This is a genomic window from Streptomyces sp. NPDC093510, assembly GCF_040683555.1.
Lineage (GTDB): Bacteria > Actinomycetota > Actinomycetes > Streptomycetales > Streptomycetaceae > Streptomyces.
This window is the reverse complement of sequence record NZ_JBFBEE010000032.1, coordinates 34907-56036: the sequence shown is the minus strand read 5'-3', so window position 1 is coordinate 56036 and position 21130 is coordinate 34907. Positions and strand designations below refer to the sequence as shown.

24 protein-coding genes are annotated in these 21130 nt (G+C 69.6%); 16 read left to right on the top strand and 8 right to left on the bottom strand.

All coding sequences use genetic code 11. The annotated features are described in order from the left end of the window. Positions 1–246: 246 nt before the first annotated feature. The 5 genes from AB0N81_RS36165 to AB0N81_RS36145 form a co-directional block, all read right to left on the bottom strand. Positions 247–1017, bottom strand: coding sequence for an ankyrin repeat domain-containing protein (locus AB0N81_RS36165; protein ID WP_365366097.1), 771 nt, complete (start codon positions 1015–1017; stop codon positions 247–249). Continuing rightward, on the bottom strand, positions 953–1834 hold the full coding sequence (locus AB0N81_RS36160) for a hypothetical protein (RefSeq protein ID WP_365366095.1): 882 nt from the start codon (positions 1832–1834) through the stop codon (positions 953–955). Before AB0N81_RS36160 ends, AB0N81_RS36165 begins: the two co-directional genes overlap by 65 nt. Before the next feature lie 114 nt (positions 1835–1948). Continuing rightward, on the bottom strand, positions 1949–3403 hold the full coding sequence (locus AB0N81_RS36155) for an FG-GAP-like repeat-containing protein (protein ID WP_365366093.1): 1455 nt from the start codon (positions 3401–3403) through the stop codon (positions 1949–1951). 220 nt (positions 3404–3623) lie between these two features. After that, positions 3624–4349, bottom strand: coding sequence for a hypothetical protein (locus tag AB0N81_RS36150; RefSeq protein WP_365366091.1), 726 nt, complete (start codon positions 4347–4349; stop codon positions 3624–3626). 56 nt (positions 4350–4405) lie between these two features. Further along, positions 4406–4762 (bottom strand): helix-turn-helix domain-containing protein, encoded by a 357-nt coding sequence (locus AB0N81_RS36145; protein ID WP_365366183.1) that lies wholly within the window; start codon positions 4760–4762, stop codon positions 4406–4408. Between the two features lie 450 nt (positions 4763–5212). Between AB0N81_RS36145 and AB0N81_RS36140 the strand changes: the two genes are divergently transcribed. From AB0N81_RS36140 to AB0N81_RS36110, 7 genes are all read left to right on the top strand, one after another. Then, a complete protein-coding gene (locus tag AB0N81_RS36140) occupies positions 5213–5500 on the top strand; it encodes a WhiB family transcriptional regulator (protein WP_365366180.1) in 288 nt (95 codons plus the stop codon). Then, on the top strand, positions 5500–6024 hold the full coding sequence (locus tag AB0N81_RS36135; RefSeq protein ID WP_365366089.1) for a hypothetical protein: 525 nt from the start codon (positions 5500–5502) through the stop codon (positions 6022–6024). Before AB0N81_RS36140 ends, AB0N81_RS36135 begins: the two co-directional genes overlap by 1 nt. Continuing rightward, positions 6021–6275, top strand: coding sequence for a helix-turn-helix domain-containing protein (locus AB0N81_RS36130; RefSeq protein WP_365366087.1), 255 nt, complete (start codon positions 6021–6023; stop codon positions 6273–6275). Before AB0N81_RS36135 ends, AB0N81_RS36130 begins: the two co-directional genes overlap by 4 nt. A gap of 234 nt (positions 6276–6509) precedes the next feature. After that, a complete protein-coding gene (locus AB0N81_RS36125; RefSeq protein ID WP_365366085.1) occupies positions 6510–6929 on the top strand; it encodes a hypothetical protein in 420 nt (139 codons plus the stop codon). 87 nt (positions 6930–7016) lie between these two features. Continuing rightward, the gene (locus AB0N81_RS36120) at positions 7017–7625 is read left to right on the top strand and encodes a phage tail protein (protein WP_365366083.1); all 609 of its coding nucleotides are present in this window, start codon (positions 7017–7019) and stop codon (positions 7623–7625) included. Positions 7626–7777: 152 nt separating this feature from the next. Continuing rightward, the gene (locus AB0N81_RS36115) at positions 7778–8068 is read left to right on the top strand and encodes a hypothetical protein (RefSeq protein WP_365366081.1); all 291 of its coding nucleotides are present in this window, start codon (positions 7778–7780) and stop codon (positions 8066–8068) included. Between the two features lie 8 nt (positions 8069–8076). Continuing rightward, on the top strand, positions 8077–8475 hold the full coding sequence (locus AB0N81_RS36110; RefSeq protein ID WP_365366079.1) for a hypothetical protein: 399 nt from the start codon (positions 8077–8079) through the stop codon (positions 8473–8475). Between the two features lie 26 nt (positions 8476–8501). On the opposite strand, the gene AB0N81_RS36105 is transcribed toward AB0N81_RS36110, so the two are convergent. After that, entirely contained in the window at positions 8502–9080 is a 579-nt protein-coding gene (locus tag AB0N81_RS36105) for a hypothetical protein (RefSeq protein WP_365366077.1), read from the bottom strand. 27 nt (positions 9081–9107) lie between these two features. Between AB0N81_RS36105 and AB0N81_RS36100 the strand changes: the two genes are divergently transcribed. From AB0N81_RS36100 to AB0N81_RS36060, 9 genes are all read left to right on the top strand, one after another. After that, positions 9108–9662, top strand: coding sequence for a hypothetical protein (locus AB0N81_RS36100; protein WP_365366075.1), 555 nt, complete (start codon positions 9108–9110; stop codon positions 9660–9662). Positions 9663–9703: 41 nt separating this feature from the next. Next, positions 9704–10816, top strand: coding sequence for a hypothetical protein (locus AB0N81_RS36095; protein WP_365366073.1), 1113 nt, complete (start codon positions 9704–9706; stop codon positions 10814–10816). 275 nt (positions 10817–11091) lie between these two features. Further along, a complete protein-coding gene (locus AB0N81_RS36090) occupies positions 11092–11910 on the top strand; it encodes a hypothetical protein (RefSeq protein ID WP_365366071.1) in 819 nt (272 codons plus the stop codon). Beyond that, positions 11897–14272 carry a hypothetical protein gene (locus AB0N81_RS36085; RefSeq protein WP_365366069.1) on the top strand — a complete coding sequence of 792 codons (2376 nt, stop codon included), beginning with the start codon at positions 11897–11899 and terminating at the stop codon, positions 14270–14272. The genes AB0N81_RS36090 and AB0N81_RS36085 overlap by 14 nt, the downstream gene beginning before the upstream one ends. Continuing rightward, positions 14269–14403, top strand: coding sequence for a hypothetical protein (locus AB0N81_RS36080; RefSeq protein ID WP_365366067.1), 135 nt, complete (start codon positions 14269–14271; stop codon positions 14401–14403). Before AB0N81_RS36085 ends, AB0N81_RS36080 begins: the two co-directional genes overlap by 4 nt. Positions 14404–14442: 39 nt before the next feature. Further along, positions 14443–15078 (top strand): hypothetical protein, encoded by a 636-nt coding sequence (locus tag AB0N81_RS36075; RefSeq protein ID WP_365366065.1) that lies wholly within the window; start codon positions 14443–14445, stop codon positions 15076–15078. Positions 15079–15103: 25 nt separating this feature from the next. Then, positions 15104–15958: a peptidoglycan-binding protein gene (locus AB0N81_RS36070; RefSeq protein WP_365366063.1), complete on the top strand. Its 855-nt coding sequence runs from the start codon at positions 15104–15106 to the stop codon at positions 15956–15958. A 31-nt stretch (positions 15959–15989) separates the two neighbouring features. Continuing rightward, positions 15990–16226, top strand: a complete 237-nt coding sequence (locus AB0N81_RS36065) for a hypothetical protein (protein WP_365366061.1) — start codon at positions 15990–15992, stop codon at positions 16224–16226. Next, a complete protein-coding gene (locus tag AB0N81_RS36060; RefSeq protein WP_365366059.1) occupies positions 16213–16467 on the top strand; it encodes a hypothetical protein in 255 nt (84 codons plus the stop codon). Before AB0N81_RS36065 ends, AB0N81_RS36060 begins: the two co-directional genes overlap by 14 nt. Before the next feature lie 131 nt (positions 16468–16598). On the opposite strand, the gene AB0N81_RS36055 is transcribed toward AB0N81_RS36060, so the two are convergent. Beyond that, entirely contained in the window at positions 16599–17558 is a 960-nt protein-coding gene (locus AB0N81_RS36055; RefSeq protein WP_365366057.1) for a hypothetical protein, read from the bottom strand. A 1855-nt stretch (positions 17559–19413) separates the two neighbouring features. Beyond that, the gene (locus AB0N81_RS36050) at positions 19414–20886 is read right to left on the bottom strand and encodes a hypothetical protein (protein WP_365366055.1); all 1473 of its coding nucleotides are present in this window, start codon (positions 20884–20886) and stop codon (positions 19414–19416) included. Positions 20887–21130: the final 244 nt, after the last annotated feature.

Genomic DNA, 21130 nt, shown 5'->3' with positions numbered 1-21130 from the left:
CGGTGCTGGGATGGGTGCTGGTGCCGGTGCTCATGGCGGCCTCGAATTCGTCGCGGTGGGGAGGGGAGGGGCGGAGGGGACGTGCCGTGCTGACGTCCTCCACACTCTCCGATCCGCCGCTCCGGCGGCATACGGCGACATGGTGTCTCGGGGGTGGTGCCAGGCCCCCTGTCGTGCGGGGGCAGACGGGAAGGGGAAGGGGAAGGGGGCGGTCGCCGAGTTGTCCCCCAGGTCATGGCAGCCGGCTCACGGCGACTCCGTCCGCGTCCGCACGCCTTGTCCGCGCAGCCACCCCGCTACGTCCGCCGCGCCCGACGCCTCGGCGATGTCCAGGGGCGTCATGCCGTCGTAGCCGATCCAGTCGAGGTCGGCGCCCCGTCCCGCCAGATAGCGCGCGGTGGCCAACTGCCCGCCGTGGCAGGCACCCCAGAAGGCGCTGGTGATGTCGTCGGCGTCGGGCGGCCCTGATTCCGCCCCTGCCAGCCCCTCCGCTCGCTCCGTCCCGCCTTCCACGAACGCCGTGACACGGTCGAGGAGGCCCAGCGTCGCCGCGTCCTGCAACGTAGTCCGTGCCCCGTGTTCGAGGAGCCGCCGCGCCGCCCGCCACTGTCCGAAGCCGCGCGCGTCGGCCAGCGGTGTGCCGCCCCCGATCACCGCCCCGGTCGCCTCGATGTCCGCGCCGGCCGCGACGAGGGCGTCGAGCGCCGCTACGTCGTCGTTGCTCGCGGCCCAGTGCAGGGGGGTCTCGCTGTGCGCGCCGACGAACCGGGCGTTCGGGTCGGCGCCCGCCGCGACCAGGGTGGCGATGACCTCGGGCGCGGAGGGGAGGTGTCCGGGCCAGTCCGTGGCCAGGTGCAGCAGGCTGCGGGTCCCCGCGGCCTCGCCCTCCTGTCTGATCCCCGTGGCGGCGAGGCCGGGATGCGCGTCGAGCAGCTTCCGCAGCGCGGTCACGTCACCGGCGCGGATCGCTCGGGTCACCTCGACGGCCAGCGCGTTTCCCGCGTCGACAACTGCCATGACCGGCCTCCCGATCTTCAGCGACCCGATCGTCAGCGACCTGATCGACGTCGACCGTGGTTGATCGACTGCCGTCGATTGTGGCAGCGGCCACTGACAACGGGCGGACGATGCGGTGTGAAAGTCGATGGGAGAGTTGGTGGGAAAGTCGGTGGGAGAGCCGGTGGGAGAGCCGGTGGGGCAGGGTGGCGAGGAGCATCGCGACGGCCACGGCGACCAGGTGTTCGCGGCCCGCCAGATCCGGATCGGCGAACGAACCGGACACCGTCGGGACGACCGCGGCGAGAAAGAGGACCGGCGCCCGCAGCACCACGGCCGTGTAGGCGAAGAGGCCCACGATCGCCGCGGACGTGCCCGTGTCCACCGCGTGCGCCGCATCCGCGGGGAGCCCGAGCCGGTCGGGCCCGAGGGCGACCATCACGCGCGCCGCGAAGGTCCCGGCGAGCGTGACGGCGTACGCCACCATCAGCGTGCGTACGCGCCCGAAGAGCAGCTCGGCGAGCGCGAACGCCAGGAACAGCCGGGGCAGCCCGCCCCACACGGGCAGATCCGCCGCGGGCACGAACACCGATACGGGCGTGCGCAGCAGGGAGAGCCAGACGGGCTGGTCCGCCCGCACCTCGCTGAGCACACGCACCACGTCCGCACCGGCGGCGGTCTGCTGGAACTCGTGCAGGCCGATCACGGCGACGGTGGCGAAGAGGGCCACCGAGACGCCGAGGGGGCCGCGCTCCCGTAGCCCGCGCAGCGGCCCCATGACGACGTTCCGCCACTCATGGAGCAGAGCGTCCCGGCACCGGCCTGCCAGGCGTGACACCACCGACACCACCGACACCACAGATACCGCCCACAGATACCGCCGAAAACGCCGAAAACGCCATTTGCTCCAGCGACCCTAGTCGTCCGCCCCCTGCGGGCCGGCGGCGGGACGTCAGCCTTCGAGTACGTCGCCGAAGTAGGCCGCGCCCGTCGGGCCGCCGAGTCCCGTGCCGCTGACCGACTTCGTGCCGGTCGCGGTGGTTCCGGAAGCGGTGGTCTTGAAGAGCCAGACGGAACCGGCACCGTCGTTCTCGCCGTACGCGCCCGCCACGAGCTCGGCGCGGCCGTTGTTGTCGGAGTCCGTGAGCTCGACCGTGCTGCCGAAGAAGTCCATCGTCTCCGCGGTGCCGGGCACGCCCGCGGTGCTCTGCGAGAACGCCTTCGCGCCGGTGCCGGTCAGGCCGTTCGCCGAGCCGCGCAGGACGACGGCGGAACCGGCCTTCTTCGCCGAGCCCAGGGTCTCGGACGGCACGCCGACGGCGATGTCGGCGTATCCGTCGCCGTTGGTGTCGCCCGCCGACAGGCTCCGGCCGAAGGCGTCGCCCTTCTCCGCGGCGCCGGGGACGCCTGCGGAGTCCTGGGTGATGCGGACGGGGGTGCGGCTGCTCAGGCCGCTCGCGCCGCCGTAGGTGACGGTGACCGCGCCGCCGGTGCCGCCGTTCGGCTCGTCGGTCGACTTCTCCATGAAGTTGCCGGTGACGATGTCGCCGTAGCCGTCCTTGTCCACGTCGGCGATCGCCGCGGCGTAGCCGCCCGCGACCTTGCCGGCCGGCTTCATCGTCGTACCGCCCTTGTAGAGGACGCTGCGGGTGCGGTAGCCGGCGCCGTGCTCCTCCTGGCCCATGACCAGCAGGTCCGTGGCCGCGTCGCCGTTGACGTCGCCCGCGACGATCTCGTCGGCGTTGATGCCGGTGGCGCCGGACGTGTCGACGGCGGTGAGCGCCGCGGCCTTGCCGGTGCGCGAGATCGGGCCCTTGAAGACGTTCAGCTCGGGCAGGGCGAGGTTGGCGGCGGCGAGGTCGGTCACGCCGTCGCCGTCGAAGTCTCCGGTGGCCACGGACCAGCCCAGTTCGTGGCGGTTCCCGGGCAGGGGCGACGTGATGTCCGTCGCCGTCTTGAGCCCGCCCGCGCCGCCCCAGACGACCGTGAGAGCGCCGGACTCGTCGGTGGAGCCGATGTGTTCGGCGTGCACGCCGACGACCAGGTCCGTGTAGCCGTCGCCGTCGAGGTCGCCGGTGGTCATCCGGTCCCCGAAGTACTCGCTGCTCTCGGGCGTGCCCGGTATGCCGGCGGTGGCCTGGCTGAGCAGGGTGCGCTTGGAGGTGTCGAGGCCGCTCGCGGTGCCGTAGACGACGGCGACGTAACCGGCGCCGGTCTTGCCCGAGATCTTGGCGACGGGGGCGGCGATCGCGAGGTCTCCGTAGCCGTCGCCGTTGAAGTCGGCGCGGACCTGGCCCGTTCCCTGGGCGGGCTCGGCGCCGGCCGGGGCCGATGCGGCGGCGAGCAGGGAGCCGGTCAGGGCGGCGGTGGCGGCGCCGGCCAGGACCGTACGGAACTTCTTGGGCATGCGGTTCTCCTGCGGAGGCAGTCGGGGCGCCCGTGATCGGGCGCCTCGTGTCCAAAGGGGTGCCGGGCGGCGGCGGCTCTACGGCGTGCCGCTTCGGCGCACTGGAGACCTTCGTAGGGGCGCGAGGGTTGTACGGGTGTTCTTCCGGCCGGTCGGGAGTTCCGGCTGGTCGGCGGGGGGGGGGGCTTGCTGGTGGGGTGCCCTCGTCGGCCGAGGGGGTTCAGCGCGGGTCGTCCGGGCCGGGTCCGGCATCCGGGCGCTTCGGCGGGTCCTCCCGGCGCCTGCGGGGCCTGTGCGACATCAAGTCCCGTGCTCCGCGGGCCTCGTCCGTGCCCACGATCGGGAGAGGGTGCGCGCCCCGCGGCGGCCCGGCGGGAAACTGGAACAGCCTCGCGGAGGAGGGGGGTGAGACGGACGGGGTGGGTGAGGTAGGTGAGGCAGGTGAGGTGGAGGGGGCGGGCGACGGTTCTACGTCGGCGTGTCCGGCCGGCTCCGTGTGTCCGGTCGGCTCCGCGTGTCCGGTCGGCTCCGCGTGTCCGGCCGGCTCCGCGTGTCCGGCCGGCTCTGCGAAATCGCCCCCCGCAGCGCCCCCTGCGGCGCCCCCCGCAGCGGCCCCCGCATCGGTCCCGACGTCGGCCGCGCGAGCGTGCTCCGTCGCGCGGGCGTGCTCCGCCCAGCCCTCGCGGAACCAGCGCAACTGCGTCAGTTGCGCCTCCTCCTCGGTGAGAATCCGGACGCCGTCGACCCCGGCCTCCTGGATCTTCGCCCCGAGTTCGATCAGCAGCCCGCCGACGAGGAAGGCCAGCTCTTCCGACGCGGTCGTCCCGCTCTGGACGCCGTGGCGTCCCGTGCCGTGGTGCTCCGCACTGTGGCGTCCCGGATCGCGGCCTCCCGCACCGCGACGGCGTGGGCCTCCGGACGGCCCCTCCGCTTCGTCAGTCGGCATGTTCGCACTCCCTCTGCGCCCCCGGGCTGCGTAAGTCGGCCCCCTGCTGTTCTCGACTACTCGACCTGCGGCAGGAACGCCTTCGTGACTCTCACGAAGACCGCCTGCAGTTCTTGAGGCACCCCCATTCTCCGGGCCGCTTCCTCGGGGCTCAGCAGTCGGGGGGCATCGGTGTCACCGCCCCGGGCGGCCGCGATCGGCAGATCATTCTCGGACAGCCGGCCGGAGCGGATCAGCATGTCCCGCAGCGGCACCCCGAGCACGGCCGCCAGGCGGCGCATCGTCTCGAGGTCGGGCATGCTCTGCCGCTGGATGAGGCGGCTGACCGCGGCCCGGTGCACACCCGCGTCGTCCGCCAGTTTCGACTTGCCGCCACCGCGCGGGCTGTCGATGTCGTAGCCGCGCTCGCGCATCACGCCCTCGATCCACTCGGCGAACTCCTCCAGTTCGTCCGCTCGATTCCGGCCACTCTCCCGGTGGCTCTCCCGGCCGGTCTCCCGGTGGCTCTCGCGGCCCGGATCGTGACCGCTCCCGGGTCGGTACACCTGGTCGCTGCGGGCGCTGGCCCGCGGGCTGGACACCATGTCGTCGCTCTCCCCTCGTCGCAGGGCGAGCGTACCGATCGCGCGCGCACCAAAATATGTGCGCGCTCGCACGTTGTTGTGAAGATCCCGCGCAGGCGGGCGTCGAGCACATTTCAAGCCACCACTTCCTCTCCCTCCAATCTCGCGGCCCTCCGTTTTTAGTTGCGCATGCGCACGCAGCGTGGAACTCTGATCACGCATCCACGTCTTCGAACTTATGTTCGCATACCCGCGGAGGGGCTGCGCATGTCTCATCGGACGGTTCTCCTCGCACCTGCTCTGAACAGCGCGTTTCCTGACACACGAAATATCCGGGATCGTTCGGACGAAGCTCTCGACTGGCGCCGAAACGCCGCCTGCGTGGATCTCCCACAGCAGTACGTCTTCACCCGGACCCCCGCCGAGGCGGCGCCGGTATTGCGCGCCTGCAATCAGTGCCCGATCCGGCGGGAGTGCGAAGCCATCGTCGATCCCTCGCACACCTGGTTCGACGGCGTCAGCGGCGGACGGCTCTGGCGCAACGGCCGCGAGGTCAAGCCCCGCAAGTCGGCCACGGGGAGGCCGTGATGAGCACCCAGACCCCGGTCGAACGAGCGGCCCTCTGGATCGACGCGCTCCAGCGCCAGTACCCCCTGCTCATCGAGGAGCTGGCGCCCGGCACGGGACGGACCTACCGCGAGGTGCGGGGCGGCGGCCCGGCCGCGTCCGCCGTCGCGCCGGTCCGCCTCTACGTCTCCGACGCCCTCCGCGACATCGGTGACGGGGTGGTCGAACTGGAGGAGGCCGTACGCGACCGGCTCGGCCTGCGCCGCATCGCCGCGGCCCCCGTGCCGGTACGCCTGCGCCGGCTCGCCGAACTCCTCGACGCCCTCCGGGACATGCCCGACCTGGCGGCCCACGTCGAGGAGGAGACCCGCCGCATGTCCCGTCGCTGCGCCCGCGCCCTCGGTGACCCCGAGCAGCTGGTGCGGCTCCCCGGGCGCTGCCCGGCCTGCGACTGCGTCTCGCTGCGCGCCTTTCCCGAACGCGGCGTCGCGATGTGTGTGAATCCACCCTGCCGGCACGTGCTCGACGAGGAGGAGACGGCATGAACACGCCGCTGATCACGGGAGACCTCGCCGCCACCGAGGCCGACGTCTCGCCCGCGACCATCCGCAAGTGGGTGCAGCTCGGACACCTGAAGGCCGCGGGGCGGCAGGGGCGGCGGGCGATGTACCGCCTGGAGGACGTGTTCGCCGCGGAGCGCTCCGTCCGGAGCGCGCGGGCGGTACGGCCAGGCGTAGGTGTAGGCGTCGGCGTCGGCGTCGGCGTCGGCGTAGGAGTAGGGCGTACGAAGTCGTAGTGACGGACCCGGAAGAGGGCCCCGCACCGGTCGGTGCGGGGCCCTCCGTGCGTACTGCCAATCGGCCACTGACCGGCCTCCCGACCGGCCCCTGGACAGCCCCAATCCGCCCCTCCCCGAGTTCAGTTGCGGGATACGGGCCCCTGGATCACACTTGAAGCAGCGGCAGAGCTGCGCCCCTCACCGGGGCGGCGGACCTGCCGCTTTGTGTTGCCCACACTCATTTCCCTTCTCATGACAGGGAGTGTCCATGTGTCCATCCTGACCTTTCCCGACGCGGAACGGCTCGTCGTCGACTTCCTCAAGAACCGGGCGGAGCTCGCCGGTTCGGTCGTCGACAACAAGCCGCCCGCCGGGTTCGACGGCACCCAGAAGGCCGTCCTCGTCTCCCGCGTCGGCGGTGCGTGGGTCGACGACCGGCATCTCGACCAGCCGCTGCTCGACTTCGAGGTCTACGGCCCGGACAAGACCACCGCGCACGGCATCTCCCTCGCCGCCCGTGCCTGTGTGCTCGAACTGGCCGGCACCTCGTACGGCGGGGCCGTCGTCACCGACGTCGCCGAGGCGGACGGGCCGCGCTGGCTGCCCGACTACAACCGCCCGGCGGGCAACCGCTACCTGTCGACGGTACGGATCTCGATCCGTCCCGAGTAGCGCCACCTCGCAGCTTCACCCCTCAGGCCCTGCCACCCGGCGGGGCCTTCGTCGTACCGACAGACAACTGAGATCTGAGGAGTTCGCATGGCAGGCAACAACGGCAAGGAAATCCGCGTCGCCGGTACCGGACGGGTGCTGATCGCGCCGGTCGGGGCCGAAGCCCCGGCCACCATCGCCAACGACTGGGACAAGGCGAAGTGGACGGACCTCGGTTACACCACGACCGACGGCATCAAGTTCAACAAGAAGGACAAGATCGACCCGGTCGACACCTGGCAGTCGGTGAGCCCGGCGCGGTTCATCTACTCCGACCGCGACCTCACCGTGAAGTTCCAGCTGCTGCAGCTGAACAAGGCGAACCTGGCCTTCTTCATGGGCGGTGGCGAGGTCAAGGCGGCGACCACTCCGCCGGCGACGATCGACGCGCAGGCCGAGGGTGACCTGAAGGAGTTCACGTACGACCTCGCCAACACCCCGGCGCCGGACGAGCGTGCGCTCGGCATCGAGTTCACGGACGGCGCGGCGAAGTACCGCTTCGTGGTGCCGCGCGGTCAGGTCACCGAGACCGAGGAGATCGGCCTGACCCGTACCGGTGCGGTGAAGCTGGGCGTGACGTTCACGGCGCTCGCCAAGGACGACAACGCCCCGCTGGCGAGCTTCCGCTTCAAGGAACTGGCCTCGTCCTACTCGTAAGGGGACAGGACAGGGAGCAACTCACTTCGCTCCCCGTCTGATTGATTGCGCGAAATCGCCGGTTGCGCTTGCGCGCGACCGCATAGGATCCCAGCGACGCCCGGCCCGTGCCCCCAGCACGGCCGGGCGTCGCCTTGCCCAAGGAGAGAACCGTGTCCGGCTTCAACGTCAACGCAGCCCGCGCCCAGCGCCTCGAAGCGCTCGGCCGGGCCTGGACCTTCGAGCTCGACTCCGACAGCTTCGAGCTGCCGACCGAACTGACCCGCGCGACCGCGCGCAAGCTCCGTGACCTCGACGACAACGACGTGGACGGCCTGCTCGAACTCCTCCTGGGGGAGCGGCAGTACGCCCGCTTCGAGCGGCACGAGGTCACGATGCAGGACATCGCGGCGATCCTGGAGGCGTACGGCAAGGAGACCGGGCTCGGCCTGGGGGAAGGCTGAGCCTCGGCGTGTTCGTCGACGAACACGCCGAGGCTCTTGAGGCCGACCTGCTCCGCTTCTACGGCCTCGACCTCCTGGACTGGCACCGCGGCCGCCTGTCCTCCCGCCGCCTCGCGACCCTGATCCGGCACCTGCCGGGGGACGGGGCGGTGGCGCGGGAGACGGAGGGGGAGGCGGCGGAGTGGTCGGTCGGGGACTACCTGCTCGCCCACGCGGTGGACCAACTGGCGCAGGCCAACTGGATGTTCGCCACGGTCAACCAGGACGAGGACGCGGATGCCCTGGACCCGCCGACGCCGTTGGCGCGCCCGGGCGCGGACCTTCTCCCGGACGCCGGGGGCGAACAGCCGCCCGCCCCTGCCGACCCCAAGCCGACGGCCGGCCAGCTGGCCGCCTTCTTCTCCTGAAGCGGTTTCCGAGGGCAAGCGGGCGGTCACGCCGGGCGCAGAGTCATCTTCCAGGGCGGCAGGGTGCCCCACCCCGGTTCCCCCGTGTTGCCGCTGCCCACAGCGATGAGGCCGGGGCCAGGGATGACGATTGCTCCGCGGAACTTGTCGGTGTGGGAGATGAGTTCCCGCCCGTCGGACCACTGGAAGCTGTAGAACCACACGGCTCCATGTCCTTCAAATTCGACCTTCGCCTCGGTCTCATCTCCGTGGTAGGCGTACACGCGGGAGGCGGTTCCCGAGTTTTCGGTCTGTATCCCGGGCGCCGTCGACAGTTCGCCGATGGATATGTTCCAACGCTTCGGATTGTGAATGCCGTTGGTGATCGCTAGCCGGGAATAGTGCGGAGGAATCACGATGTGGGACCGCTCTGTCCCCCACCCCGAACCGCCGATGTATTCCCGGCGGACCATGTTTCCCGCCGTGCGGTCGCCTTCGACATCGAACGACTTCCCGAGGAACCTGCCCCATGCCTCCGCGAGCAGAGGGCGCCCGGTCAGGGCGGGCGGGACGTCGAATTCGGACTTGCCGCGGCCGGAGAAGAGCCCTGAAGACGCTCCAGGCATTTAACAACCTTTCGGGAGGTAAAGGACATGAGTGAAGGTTCTGTAAAGCCACTCAAGGAGAGAGTCGCAGACCTCGAGAGTCAGATCCAGGAGTTCACGACAAAGTTCGAACACGGCTGGGCCAAGGCCGAGACGGTAGGCGCGGCCGGCACGGCGACGGGAGCCTCCGGCTCACTCACAGGTGTATCCGCTGAGGGCACTCTGTTTTCCGCCGGCGCGAAACTGATCAATCTTGAGTGGGATTTGCTCTCGCACCTCGAAAAGAAGCGCCTCGAGCGCAATGGAGAGGATCCCCTGTCGCTCAAGCGCGCCGGTGCAGAAGCCAAGCAAAAAGCCACAGAGGCAGCCACCAAAGCCGACCGTGTGGACCAGCGCGTCACGGAGGTGTCCCGCGAGCTCAACCGCAAGATCGCCCGCAAGGCCGATATCTCCGATCTTCGGCAGACCAGTAACCGGCAGAACCGTCAGCTCGAAGGGCTGCGGAGCAGCCAGGTCGAAGCGCTGCGCCGCGAGGCGACTCAGACCCGCGCCACTGTTCAGCAGCTGAACGACGAGATCACCCGGCTCAATTCCCGCTTCTGACGCGGGGAGCGAGGAGTGGAAGAACTGAGGAGCAGAAGCCCATGGCATTGAACAAGTCCATAAGTACCGCGGCCACTCAACTCGGCCGCATGCGCGGCGCCGCGAGCCAGGCCGCCACCCAGGTCGGCAAGCTGGGCAAGTCCACCGGCTCCGCCGCGGGTTCCGTGAACAAGCTGGGCAAGCCGACCGGTTCCGCAGCCACCGCAGTCGGCAAGCTCGGCAAGTCGAGCGGATCCGCCGCCACCGCGGTGGGAAAGCTTCGTACGTCCGCCAACAACAGCAACAGCGCGGTCAAGAAGCTGCACTCCGGGCTCCGTACCGCCGACGGGTCCCTCGGGAAGGCCCGGAAAGGGTCCGACAAGTTCAAGAGTTCGCTCGACAAGCTGCGCAGTTCCGCCGACAAGGCGAAGACCGCCCTGCGTGATGTGAAGCGTCAGGCCGACGCCGTAGACAAGTCCGTCGGGAAAGCCGGCAAGAACGCCGATAAAAGCGGCAAGTCGATGGGCAAGATGGGCAAGGGGCTCAAGGGCGCGAGCGTCGCGCAGAAGGGGCTCAACCTCGCCATGGCGGCCAGCCCGTTCGGGCTGATCATGACGCTCGCCGCCCCGCTGATCACCCAGTTCGTGAAGATGGACAAGGTGACCGCCGCCCTCAAGCGAGGCATGAACGCCGCCTGGAAGGGCATCAAGTCCGGCACCCGCGCGGCCGTCGACTTCATCAAGCCGCTGGTCAAGGGGCTCGGCAATCTGATCCTGACCCCGATCAAGGGGCTCGCCGCCGCCCTGAACGGCGTGTTCGGCGTCCTCGCCGGGATCAAGATCTCCATCCCGAGCTGGGTGCCGAAGTGGGGAGGGAAGTCGTTCGGGTTCCCGCGCCTTCACGTGCCCGTTCCGCACCTCGCCCAGGGCGGCATCGTGCAGGCCCGCAACGGCGGCACCCTCGCGCTCGTCGGCGAGGCCGGTGAGAGCGAGGCCGTCATCCCGCTCTCCCGGCTGGAACGCATGATCACCAACGGCGGTGGCAACACCGCCGCCCTGCGCCGCCTCGCCGAGGCCATGGAGCGGATCGCCGACCGTCCCGTGCACGTCGACGTCGACTCGCAGACCATCGCCCGCGCCGTCTTCGCCGGTCAGCGCGCCCTCGCCCGCCGCTGAGGCGTACGCGTATCCGCGCCCCACATCAGGCGGCCAGCGCGCCCTCGCCCGCCGCCGAGGCGTACGCGTATCCGCACCCCACAACAGGCGGCCAGCGCGCCCTCGCCCGCCGGTGAAGCGTACGCGTATCCGCACCCCACATCAGGTGGTCAGCGCGTCCTCGCCCGCCGCTGAGGCGTACGCGTATCCGCACTCCACATCAGGCGGTCAGCGTGCCCTCGCCCGCCGCTGAGGCGTACGCGTATCCGCACCCCACAACAGAACAGGAGGACCCCATGCCCCGGAACCTGTGGATCGGAGCCCCCGGCCGGCTCCGCGAGATCCGTCAGGCGGCGAAGAGCTGGGACCGCACCGCCGAGCTCAACGTCACCGAGTTCAAGGCGCTCGAAGGGCGCGTCACGACCTTCACGCCCACCCGCACCATCCGCCGTCTCAAGCTCTCCTTCGAGTGGCTGGAGCCCGAGGACGCCCAGCACCTCGTCCGGCTCGCCCGCCGCGTCGGCTCGGGCCGGGGCCCGCTCGTCGTGCTCGACCCCGCCTCCGTCAACCTCATCGACCCCTACCAGGCGGCCGGGCAGTCGGACATCTCCGGCGGCCGGGACCACTGGTTCACCATGAACGGCGACATCGCGCTCTCCCGCAACGCGGACGGCATCACCACCGTCGACTGCCAGGACGCGGCCGCCGCGGTCGGGTGGATCCACGGGGTGTGGACCGGCTGGCCCGTCGTGCCGGGCATGCGCGTGTCCTGGCTGCTTCCGGACGGCTGGGACCCGGCCATCGCCACCGCCCAGCTGGACTGGAAGGCGGCGGACGGCAAATTCCTCAGCAGCAGCCACACCGTCGGCGCCTCCGTCACCGCCACCGCCCCCGAGGGCGCCGCCTTCGCCACACCCGTCGGACGGCCCGGCGCCGTCGGCCTGTTCGGGCTCGCGGGCGGCTGCCTCACCATCGGCGAGGAGCCCGTCGCGCAGGCGCTCGGCGACGGCTGCCCGGCCATGGCGGTCACGGCGTACACGGACGTCCCCGCGGCCCGGCTGCCGTACCGCAACGTCAGCCTCGACCTGGTGGAGGTCCGCGATGCAGCGCTCTGACGAGGGCCTCGACCGGGCCCTGTCCACACCCGAACGCGTGCCGGCCCACTCCACCCGCCTCGGCGGCAAGGAGGTCGGCCCGCAGGTCCAGTCGTGGAAGGTCGAGCGGGCGTACGCGACGGACCTCCCCGAGGCGATGCGTGCCGTGTCCGGCAGCGCGTCCGCCCAGCTGGAGCTGCTGCTCGGCGGCGCGGAGCGCGTCCCCGCGCCGCGGCTCTACTCGGCCTGGGCGGACCGCCTCACCGGTGATCTCGTACGTCCCGGCCAGTCCGTCGTCCATACGGCGGGGGCGGCCGGCCGCACCGTGCCCGCGTTCCGCGGCACCGTCCGCTCGCGAACCGCCGCGTCCGGCAGCGACACCGTCACCGTGCAGGCGCTGGACGGGGCGGAGCGGCTGCGGGGCCCGGCGTCGTTGCCGCGGCCGTACCACGGCTACATGTGGGGCCGTCCCGTCGCCACCGCGACCTGGTGCGTCGACGAACTCCTGCGCCAGGGCGGCATCCACAGCTGCCCGCCGCCGCGGGCCCCGGACATCGACCCGGCCGACACGAAGCCGTTCACCGCGCTGTACGCCTCCCTGCACGGCGGCTTCAACGCGACGCACGGCCAGCCCGAGCACGTGCCGAGCCCGTCGACGTACGACTGGATCCGCGAGGGCGCGCCCTTCGAGATGGCGCTGATGCCCAAGGCGGCCGGTCTCGAGGTGTCGTGGATGCCGCGCTCGCGGTTCACCCTGCCGGGCAAGGTCTTCCAGGTGGAGTGCTGGGTCAACACGGCGCTCGCGCGGGGCAACATGATCGAGATGTCGGCGGTGTTCGACCAGGCCGGAACGCGCACCGGGTACATCAAGGCGTCGTTCGACATCGCCACCGGCAAGGTGCACATCACATCCGGAACGAACGGTGTCGGCGAGCAGACGACGAACCCCTGGCCCATCGACACGCTCGCCTCACTGCGGGGGGTCTGGCACCTCGGCTTCACGGTGGACACGACCTCGGCCGGCTCGGTCGTCGCCCCGACCGTGCAGCCCCGCCTCACGCAGCCGGACGGCAGGTACCGGTACGGCCAGACGGTCACCTTCGACAAGGAGATCGCCTGGCAGCCGATCTCCGAGCTGCATCAGGTCAACCTGAAGACCGACATGGCGGTCGAGTGCCTCCAGGTCACAGACCGGCTCTGGGCCGACACCGCCACCTACCCGCGGGAGGAGTGGGAGCAGCGGGGGCAATGGACCAAGGGAGCCGTCCTCGACACCCCCGAACTGCCGCTCTACGACATCCCCAAGGTGGCCGGCTCCCAGTGGGACGTGATCACCGAGATCGCCCGGGCCAGCATGTCCACCGCCGAGTTCGACGAACAGGGCGTGTTCCGCTGGCGCGGCCCCTCGCGGTTCACCACGGTGCCGGCCGTGCCCGACCTCACCGTCACCACGCGCCGGGACATCTCCTCGCTCACCGTCACCGAGGAGATCGACGCCTGCCGCAACTACTGCGAGCAGCCCTACCAGGACTGGAACGGGATCAAGGCCGTCGTCGGCGAGCCGATCCAGGACACGGTGGTACGGGAGATCAAGCCGAACTCGGCGATCGTCGTGCAGTACGCCATGGCCGAGGACGACACCGAGGTCGGCCCGCCCGGCGTCCTGGACGACTCCGTCTCCGGTGAGGGGCACCAGGTGCGCTTCGGCACCGCGAAGACCGGTGGCACGTCGGTCAAGGGCGACGTCACGGTGAGCTGCTGGCGGGACGGGCCGACGTACTCCGTACGGTTCGCCAATCACAGTGCGGCCAGCGTGTGGACGGTCACGAAGGACGGCAAGCCCTCCGTGCGGCTCCAGCCGCTCAAGCGATCGGCCGACCCGAAGCTGCGCTCGTACGCGTGGCGGAACACGACCAGTCAGAAGTACTACGGCAAGCAGCAGTACACGGCGCCCTCCGGCGACTGGGTGCAGACGGTCGAGACCGCCTCCGCCCTGTCGAAGGCCATGCTCACCGCCGGCCGCTACCCCGTGCCGCTCCTCGGCGACGTCGAGGTCCTGCACGATCCGCGCATCCAGCTCGGCGACGTGGTCCGGGTGGTCGACACCGCGGGCGCCGAACTCGACACGCTCGCCTGGGTGGTCGGCATCCGCACCACGCATGCCGCGGGCAGCGCGCCGCAACAGACCCTCACCCTGCGCGGCACCGCCTACAACGGCGTGCCGGCCGATGAGGGGCTGGCCCCCGACGCTCCGGTCGACCCCGCCTACGGCGTGCAGCGGAAGTACGAACGCCTCTCCGCCCAGTACGCGACGCTCGGCGACCTCACGGCGAAGGCGATCAGCTACCGGACGCTTCTGGAGACGACGGGAGGCACGGCGTGAACGAGGAAGGGACGCTCACGGAGGGGTACGTACCGCCGCCCGGCCCCGTCCAGATCGACGACCCCCTGGTGGCGGCGGACGACGAGGGGACGGGCCTGAGCGACATGCTGCGGCCGCCCCTCGAAGGCTGACCCCCCAACGCCCCCTGTATCCGGAGGAATCAGAAGACCATGGTCGCTCTCACCCCGCTCGGCAGCCTGCCCTACCCGCAGCCCGCCGACAACGCCGACATCCCCGTCCACCTGCAGTCCCTCGCCGAGGCCGTCGACGGCCGCACCGTGCTGCGGTTCGCCGACGCCGCCGCCCGCGACGCGAAGGTGACCGACCCGATCCCGGGCATGGTCGCCTGGCTCAACAACCCGGGCCGGTACTACCACTTCACCGCCGCCAAGCAGTGGGCCCCGCTCGTCCCGGGACCGACCCACTGGTCCAGCACGCTGACCGGAACGACGAGTTCGACCTCGTACGTCGAGACCCTCACCGGCGCCACCGAGCCCCTGGCCGTCTCGTTCCTCGCCCCGCCGTCCGGCATCGCGCTCATCACGGTCGGCGCCAGGATCAACAACAGCGCGGCGGGGCTGAGTTACTTCTCGGCGTCCGTGAAGCAGGGCACCCGTGTCGTCTCCGCGGCCGCCGACACCCGTGCGGCCATCGTCGGCGGCACGAACCAGGTCTCGGCGAGCAGCCAGTTCCCGGTCACCGGCCTCACCGCGGGCGCCGTCCACACCGTGACCGGCGCCTTCCGCACGACGACCGCCTCCACCGGCTTCTCCAACCGCTTCCTCACCATCACGCCCATGAACTGAGCACCACATACCCGGGGAGGCCCTCATGGCCACGCCTCTGACCTCCGACGCCCTCGTCCGCGCCCTGCGCGGCGAGGGCGTCCGCATGAGAGAACACGGCAACTGGAGGACGCACAACCGCAACCACAAGGGCGCCTGGGGCCCGGTGCACGGCGTCATGCTGCACCACACCGCCGGCCGCGACAGCCTGGCCCTCTGCCGTCGCGGCATGCCCGACCTGCCGGGCCCGCTCTGCCTCGGCCTGATCACCAAGGACGGCACGCTCCACCTGGTCGGCCACGGCCGCACCAACCACGCGGGCAACGGTTCGACCGCGGTGCTCGACGCGGTGCGCAGGTCGAAGACGCTGCCCTCCCGCCCGGGGCCGGACGCCGTCGACGGCAACGCCCGTTTCTACGGCTTCGAGATCGAGAACCTCGGCAACGGCCGCGACCCCTTCCCCGCCGTCCAGCTCGACACGGTGGAACGCCTCTCGGCGGCGCTGTGCCGGGCGCACGGCTGGTCGGCGGCGAGCGTCATCGGGCACAAGGAGTGGACCCGCAGGAAGATCGACCCGACGTTCTCGATGCCGGTGATGCGCGGCCGGGTGGCGAAACGTCTCGGCTCCGAGGCGCCGGGCGACGAGAGCCCCGCGTACGAACCGTTCCCCGGGGCCGCGTTCTTCGCCATCGGGCGGCGGGAGGAACTGTTCACGTCGGTCGGACGCCGCCTGGTCAAGGAGGGCTGCGGACGGTACGAGGTCGGCCCCGGACCGGTCTGGACCGAGGCCGACCGCGCCTCGTACGCGACCTGGCAGCACAAGCTCGGCTACCGGGGCACGGCGGCCGACGGCATCCCGGGCCGCGCGAGCTGGGACCGGTTGCGGGTGCCGCGTCCCTGAGTTCCGAGCACCGAGTCCTGGGAGTACGACCATGAACAACCCGAACGACGCGACGCGCAGAGGGCTGCGCACCGCCGTACAAGCACTCGTCGCCCTCATCACCGCACTGCCGCTGCTCGCCGCGGACCCGGGCGTCGCGGACGTCCCGGTGCTCGCGGGCCTCGTAGCCTTCGCCACGGCGCTGAGCCGCCTGATGGCCGTGCCGGCGGTGGAGGCGCTGCTGCCCCCGTGGCTGCGGAGGAAGGGGGTGGACGATGGCGGGAACTGAGACGGGGAGCATCCCCCTGGAGCTGGAGCGGCTACGCCGCTCCGTAGACGTCGGTTTCGCCACCACCAGGGGCGACCTGGCGCTCCTGCTGCAACGCGCCGACCAGACCGACAAGACCCTCTCGGAACACGAGGACCGCCTCGACGCCCTGGAACGCAGCCGCTGGCCCCTGCCCTCCCTGGCAGCGATCACCTCCTGCACGGCCCTGGCGATGACGCTCTGGCAGACGGGCGGTAGGTGACGTACTGAGTACGCCACAACGACGAAGGCCCCGACCGGGCGAACCGGTCGGGGCCTTCATCTGAACCGAAACTACTGCGCCTTGTGTCTCCCGGTGCGAGTCACCGGACGGCGCGGGATGGTCCGAGCCTCCTACGCTACGAGGCCAGTGCCGCCTTCTCCAAGCCACTTGTTATCGAGGCTGACCCCGCGGGAAATGACCTCTGGGTAACGATCTGCCAGGTAGTCCTGTTGGACCTCGTCACCTGTCCTTCGATCCGTAATGACCTTAGTGCCGCCCAGCTTCATCTTCTTCAGGGTGCCGATGGACTCACCCGAGACGAGCGCATTGAAGGCTTTGATAGCTTGTGCTGACTGCTGAACGCTGTCCCTGCTTACCATCCCGCGGTTAACGCTAAGCATGGTATTTGTATAAATGGCTCGGGGGTCTCGTCCGACGAATTCACGGCTAGCGTCACCGATGTAGTCGAAAAATAGGTTTGCGATCTGCTTGGGCCACACTTCTGTGATGATCTCGTGTGCGACGATCAGGCCTGTTGCGCTGGCATGACACTGCTTCCCTTTACTCACCAAGCGGATGATGTTGTCTTCGGAGACAGCCCACTTCGATACGAGGTCCGGTAGTTGCTCTGCGGTGAGACGCCCGCTGGTCCATCGCGTCCAAGGGGCCCCTGTAGCGCGATTGGCGAGGATCTTCAGCGCAGCCCCGTACACGTTGGAGTTGGCCTGCTTCATCTCGGTGATCTGCGCTACGAAGTCGCCCGCGGTGCGGACGCGGCCACCGTCGATGGCGGCAAACGTATCGGGGCTGAGGTTGTATGTGACCTGGGCGGTTACAGCTGTGCCAGTCTCGATGATCGCGGCAGCGCGATGCTGCCCGTCAATGAGGCAGCCGTGCCAGTCAAGGGCGAACCCTTGGTGGGTAGTGCGGAAATCTCCGCTGCGTAGAATGTGCTTGAACTTCTCGATGTTGGAGCGCTTCAGTGGAACCCGATTGCATGTCCTTTTAGACATCCAGCCCGAGCATTTGTCGGACGTCACCTCGATGATCTCGGTATATACAGGCGGATTGCTTTCGTTTCGCCCGGCCATGATGCTGCCCCCTCCTGCTGTTGTGGTCCGGCCTGCCGGCCGGAGGCGAGACGGTCGGCTCGCACCTTCGTTAAGGGTAGGGAGTGGCGTCGTCGGGCAGCGCTTGATGGCGAAATATTATCGAATGTGATCGATCGATCATCTCTATTGATGGCAATTCTGCCAATGTTGCCCGATCAATCTAGATGCAGGCTGTAGGCTCTCGATGCTCTAGGCGCCTACACCGTTTAACTGGCCGCGAAGCGCGAGCGTCTCCGTCAGAGTCCGCGTGGTCAAAGAGAGCCCTCGACCGCACCGATCCGCTCCGCTGGGAACCACGACGGCGCTGGCGGCCGAAGTGTAGGGCGCGTGTGCCTTCGTTAAACGTACGCCAGTGCCTATACCGAGCTGTGTGCCCGCGAAGCAGCTCGCTTCCGAGCTGGGCTCGTATTCCTCCCGGCGTCCAGGTCGCTCTCCCGTAGGGATTGCGTGGTTCTGGAACCGCAGCAGTACGAGGGGGCGTCACCATCAGCCGCTGGGCCGTCTGCAGTGCATAGGTGCCGGCGCCTATGGATAGTCGAGCCCCAGCGCACTGATGGCCAAGAGGGAGTAGAAGGCATGTTCGCTAGTGGGGCTCTGAAACACCCTGATGCGGGTTATTGCCACCGTGCGGTTGCTGCACATAAGCACCAGGGCCCGGTGGCTCGGATCACGTCGGATGGGGTGTCGACTGCGCGCGGGCCCGAGGTGAACTTGCAGCCGGTGACACACATGCTGCCGACGGCGGCGCACGGGAGGAGTGTGCTACGAGTAACCCATCCAATCAGCTGTGGTGCCACGCAGAGTAGGCCGCCCACTGCGCCGAGGACGCTGGCGTGTCAGAAACGCGCCACTCGTCAGCGGACCTCGGAAAAGGGTCATCGGTGAGTATCCCTCTTCCGAAGGCCAGCCCAGCGGCTGCGGTCATAACCAGCAATTGCCTGGTGAGCTGGGCTACACCGTTGACACGGGGCATCGCCATTAACGGTTCAGAGGTGAAGCCCATGACCTTGTGGGGAAGCCGCCCTGGACAGCAGCGGGACGAAGGGGGCAAGTTGCGCGACAGTGTGGGAGTGAACGCGCTCAGCAGGTGGACCTCGATGTAGGCCGGCGTGCGGAAGTGCCGGGCCCTTGAGAGCTCCGCAGGATCACGGGAGGTTCACTGCACGCCGCACAGTGAAGGGGTGCCGTAAGCGGGCGGCCCTCCGGTGACGAAGCCTCGTCCCGGGCCAGAGTCAGCTCCCGGCCAAGCACACCATCGCTCTGAACTCCGATACTGACGGCCAAGCAACCGCGGTGCCATGTGCCATTCGGTCCACCGGATCTGATGAATCTGGCAGGCTGCGACGACGCCGTCCGTTCTCGCGGCGATCATGGCCTGGGCGGCGGCCGTCGCGTCCGCGCCACACGCCGTTGCGTGAGGGCGCCGAGCGCTGCGGAGGAGGAGCCGCCTGCCTCGAAGATCTCGTGTTGTCGAACGCTGCGCCCTCCCAACGCCGAAGGGCCCCACCGTGAACGGTGGGGCCCTTCGGTTGCCCTTGCGGGCGGGCGCGGAGGATACGAGATTCGAACTCGTGAGGGGTTGCCCCCAACACGCTTTCCAAGTCTTCGTCTGGGGGTTCTGGTGCGTACGTGGGCGTCCTGACCTGCGGTGCAGCCGAGTCGAGCGGGGCTTTTGAACGGTGCTGTACGCCGGTGAATGCAACCAGAACTGCAACCAAGGAAACGCGGCTGATCGGGGCATCCAAGCTTCGCGCTGCGGGAGTCGTTCGAGTCGATGGCCAGTCCGCGCCGGACCACTGCTGGAGGCCGGCCCATCAGCTCTGGCCGGCCATCGCTACTCGACGTCGGTATCCAGGTCGAGTGCCTCCTCCTCGACCGCGAGGTAGGTGTCCGAGGTCGCTGCCTCCAGGAAACCCTCCTCGCTGGGGAGCGCGAGACGCGGAGCCAGATCGATGAGGTGCATCCAGGAGCCGCTGTCTCCCATCGTGAAACCTTCACGTACGGAGCGGAGCTGATCGTCTCGCTGTTCCGCTCGAACTCTGCGCGCGTACTCCTGAGCAGCAGCGGCTCTTTCCTCACGCACGCGATCGCTCATCTGCCCTTCGGGCCGCCGCGCTACCGCGTTCTCCTGGCGCTGAACCGCACGGGGCAGCTCGTCCATGTACATGGGTCGTTCTTCCCGGACCCGCGCGATGACGCGACGCTCTGCGTAGGCCAGCTCGCGGCACGCGCCGTACAGACGTCGGGACATCCCCAGCATCAGATCCGTGCCCGGAATCCGTCCCGTCAGCATGTCCAGGCCGTGCTTTTGCCTGATGTCTGCGTCCCCGGAATCCGGTGCGACGTGGCGACGCAGCTCGGCTGTGGGCCCGTCACTCTCCAACAGTCGGATCGGAGCCCTTCGCGTTGCTGCTGCCTCCTGGGGCCTGCCAACCGCCGTGACGCGCAACCCGCCCCGGGGCAACGACGAAAGTGCCAGATACGTCAGCATGCGCGATCGAGCGAGCTCCAGGAGGACCTCGTCGTCCTGCTGCAGCGTTTCCTCGTCGGAGGTGTTGCTGGAGTCCCCGGCCGGCGGGTCGCCCTCGACGTCGATCATCATGAACAGGCGCCGCTCCAAGCTGGTCCCGCACAGCACCTTCTGGTGTGCAACGGGGACGAGAGCGCCGACATCCAGTTGCTGCGCCCCCTTGATCCTGGGCCCCATGCCGAGCCGACGGCTCCCCTTTGCCTCGACCAGCCAAAGCTCGGACGTGGCCGGGTGCGTGCCGAACAGGTCCGGCAGACTGGGCGTCTTGTCCCAGCCGGGCGCCGCGCCTTGTGGAATCGCGCTCTCAGCGTGTGTGGTGGGGCCGAGCCCCATCGTCTGACAGGCCCACTGGGCCATCGTCATGCCCACGTGGTAACCGAAGGCGGTACGGGTCGAGCTCTCCGTTCCGTGGGTGTAGACGACGCTGGGTACGACCTCGCGCCCGGCCCGTACCAGGTAGGCGGAGAGGGGGTACCGGCGTGCCTTGATCTCGTGGCGTGCGAGACGGGGCGTAGCGGTGATCCAGGAGCTGATGTCCCGTCCCACCGTGATCGTGGCATCCAGGAGCGCACGCCACGTCGTGCCGACCAGATACGCGCCGTCCGCAGGTATGCCAGCGCCCTGGGGCAATGGTTGCTGGGCCAAGGCCACCATCACAGGAGTGGGCCGCGGCGCGGGGGCCAGCGGTGAGCTACGGCGGAGGAACACGGGGACGTCGAAGGCGTCGGGCGCGGATAGCGGGGCATCCACGGTCCCCGCCCAGGCAGGCGGCTGCATGCGCTCACTGTGCCACTGGCACCCTCGGCCGAGGGCGGCGGGGAGGGTGCGACTCCATTGGCCTCCGCACGGTGTGAACCACCGACGACGCGCTCATGGGCGGGGCATGGTGGCTGACTTGGAGACCTCGCCGTCCGCAAGGCCTGCTTGTCCTACAACGCCCTGCCGAAGGACCACCCCCGAACCCACGGAGGCGCCCCTGCACCCGCACCATCCCATCGAGCCCTCCTGTCCTGACGCGCAG

What these genes read in the sequence shown, in the direction of transcription:
- AB0N81_RS36165 (WP_365366097.1), bottom strand. Translation starts at nt 1,017, where the DNA reads ATGGCAGTTGTCGACGCGGGAAACGCGCTGGCCGTCGAGGTGACCCGA.
- AB0N81_RS36155 (WP_365366093.1), bottom strand. Translation starts at nt 3,403, where the DNA reads ATGCCCAAGAAGTTCCGTACGGTCCTGGCCGGCGCCGCCACCGCCGCC.
- AB0N81_RS36150 (WP_365366091.1), bottom strand. Translation starts at nt 4,349, where the DNA reads ATGCCGACTGACGAAGCGGAGGGGCCGTCCGGAGGCCCACGCCGTCGC.
- AB0N81_RS36145 (WP_365366183.1), bottom strand. Translation starts at nt 4,762, where the DNA reads ATGCGCGAGCGCGGCTACGACATCGACAGCCCGCGCGGTGGCGGCAAG.
- AB0N81_RS36135 (WP_365366089.1), top strand. Translation starts at nt 5,500, where the DNA reads ATGAGCACCCAGACCCCGGTCGAACGAGCGGCCCTCTGGATCGACGCG.
- AB0N81_RS36130 (WP_365366087.1), top strand. Translation starts at nt 6,021, where the DNA reads ATGAACACGCCGCTGATCACGGGAGACCTCGCCGCCACCGAGGCCGAC.
- AB0N81_RS36125 (WP_365366085.1), top strand. Translation starts at nt 6,510, where the DNA reads ATGACAGGGAGTGTCCATGTGTCCATCCTGACCTTTCCCGACGCGGAA.
- AB0N81_RS36120 (WP_365366083.1), top strand. Translation starts at nt 7,017, where the DNA reads ATGGCAGGCAACAACGGCAAGGAAATCCGCGTCGCCGGTACCGGACGG.
- AB0N81_RS36105 (WP_365366077.1), bottom strand. Translation starts at nt 9,080, where the DNA reads ATGCCTGGAGCGTCTTCAGGGCTCTTCTCCGGCCGCGGCAAGTCCGAA.
- AB0N81_RS36100 (WP_365366075.1), top strand. Translation starts at nt 9,108, where the DNA reads ATGAGTGAAGGTTCTGTAAAGCCACTCAAGGAGAGAGTCGCAGACCTC.
- AB0N81_RS36095 (WP_365366073.1), top strand. Translation starts at nt 9,704, where the DNA reads ATGGCATTGAACAAGTCCATAAGTACCGCGGCCACTCAACTCGGCCGC.
- AB0N81_RS36090 (WP_365366071.1), top strand. Translation starts at nt 11,092, where the DNA reads ATGCCCCGGAACCTGTGGATCGGAGCCCCCGGCCGGCTCCGCGAGATC.
- AB0N81_RS36085 (WP_365366069.1), top strand. Translation starts at nt 11,897, where the DNA reads ATGCAGCGCTCTGACGAGGGCCTCGACCGGGCCCTGTCCACACCCGAA.
- AB0N81_RS36075 (WP_365366065.1), top strand. Translation starts at nt 14,443, where the DNA reads ATGGTCGCTCTCACCCCGCTCGGCAGCCTGCCCTACCCGCAGCCCGCC.
- AB0N81_RS36070 (WP_365366063.1), top strand. Translation starts at nt 15,104, where the DNA reads ATGGCCACGCCTCTGACCTCCGACGCCCTCGTCCGCGCCCTGCGCGGC.
- AB0N81_RS36065 (WP_365366061.1), top strand. Translation starts at nt 15,990, where the DNA reads ATGAACAACCCGAACGACGCGACGCGCAGAGGGCTGCGCACCGCCGTA.
- AB0N81_RS36060 (WP_365366059.1), top strand. Translation starts at nt 16,213, where the DNA reads ATGGCGGGAACTGAGACGGGGAGCATCCCCCTGGAGCTGGAGCGGCTA.
- AB0N81_RS36055 (WP_365366057.1), bottom strand. Translation starts at nt 17,558, where the DNA reads ATGGCCGGGCGAAACGAAAGCAATCCGCCTGTATATACCGAGATCATC.
- AB0N81_RS36050 (WP_365366055.1), bottom strand. Translation starts at nt 20,886, where the DNA reads ATGCAGCCGCCTGCCTGGGCGGGGACCGTGGATGCCCCGCTATCCGCG.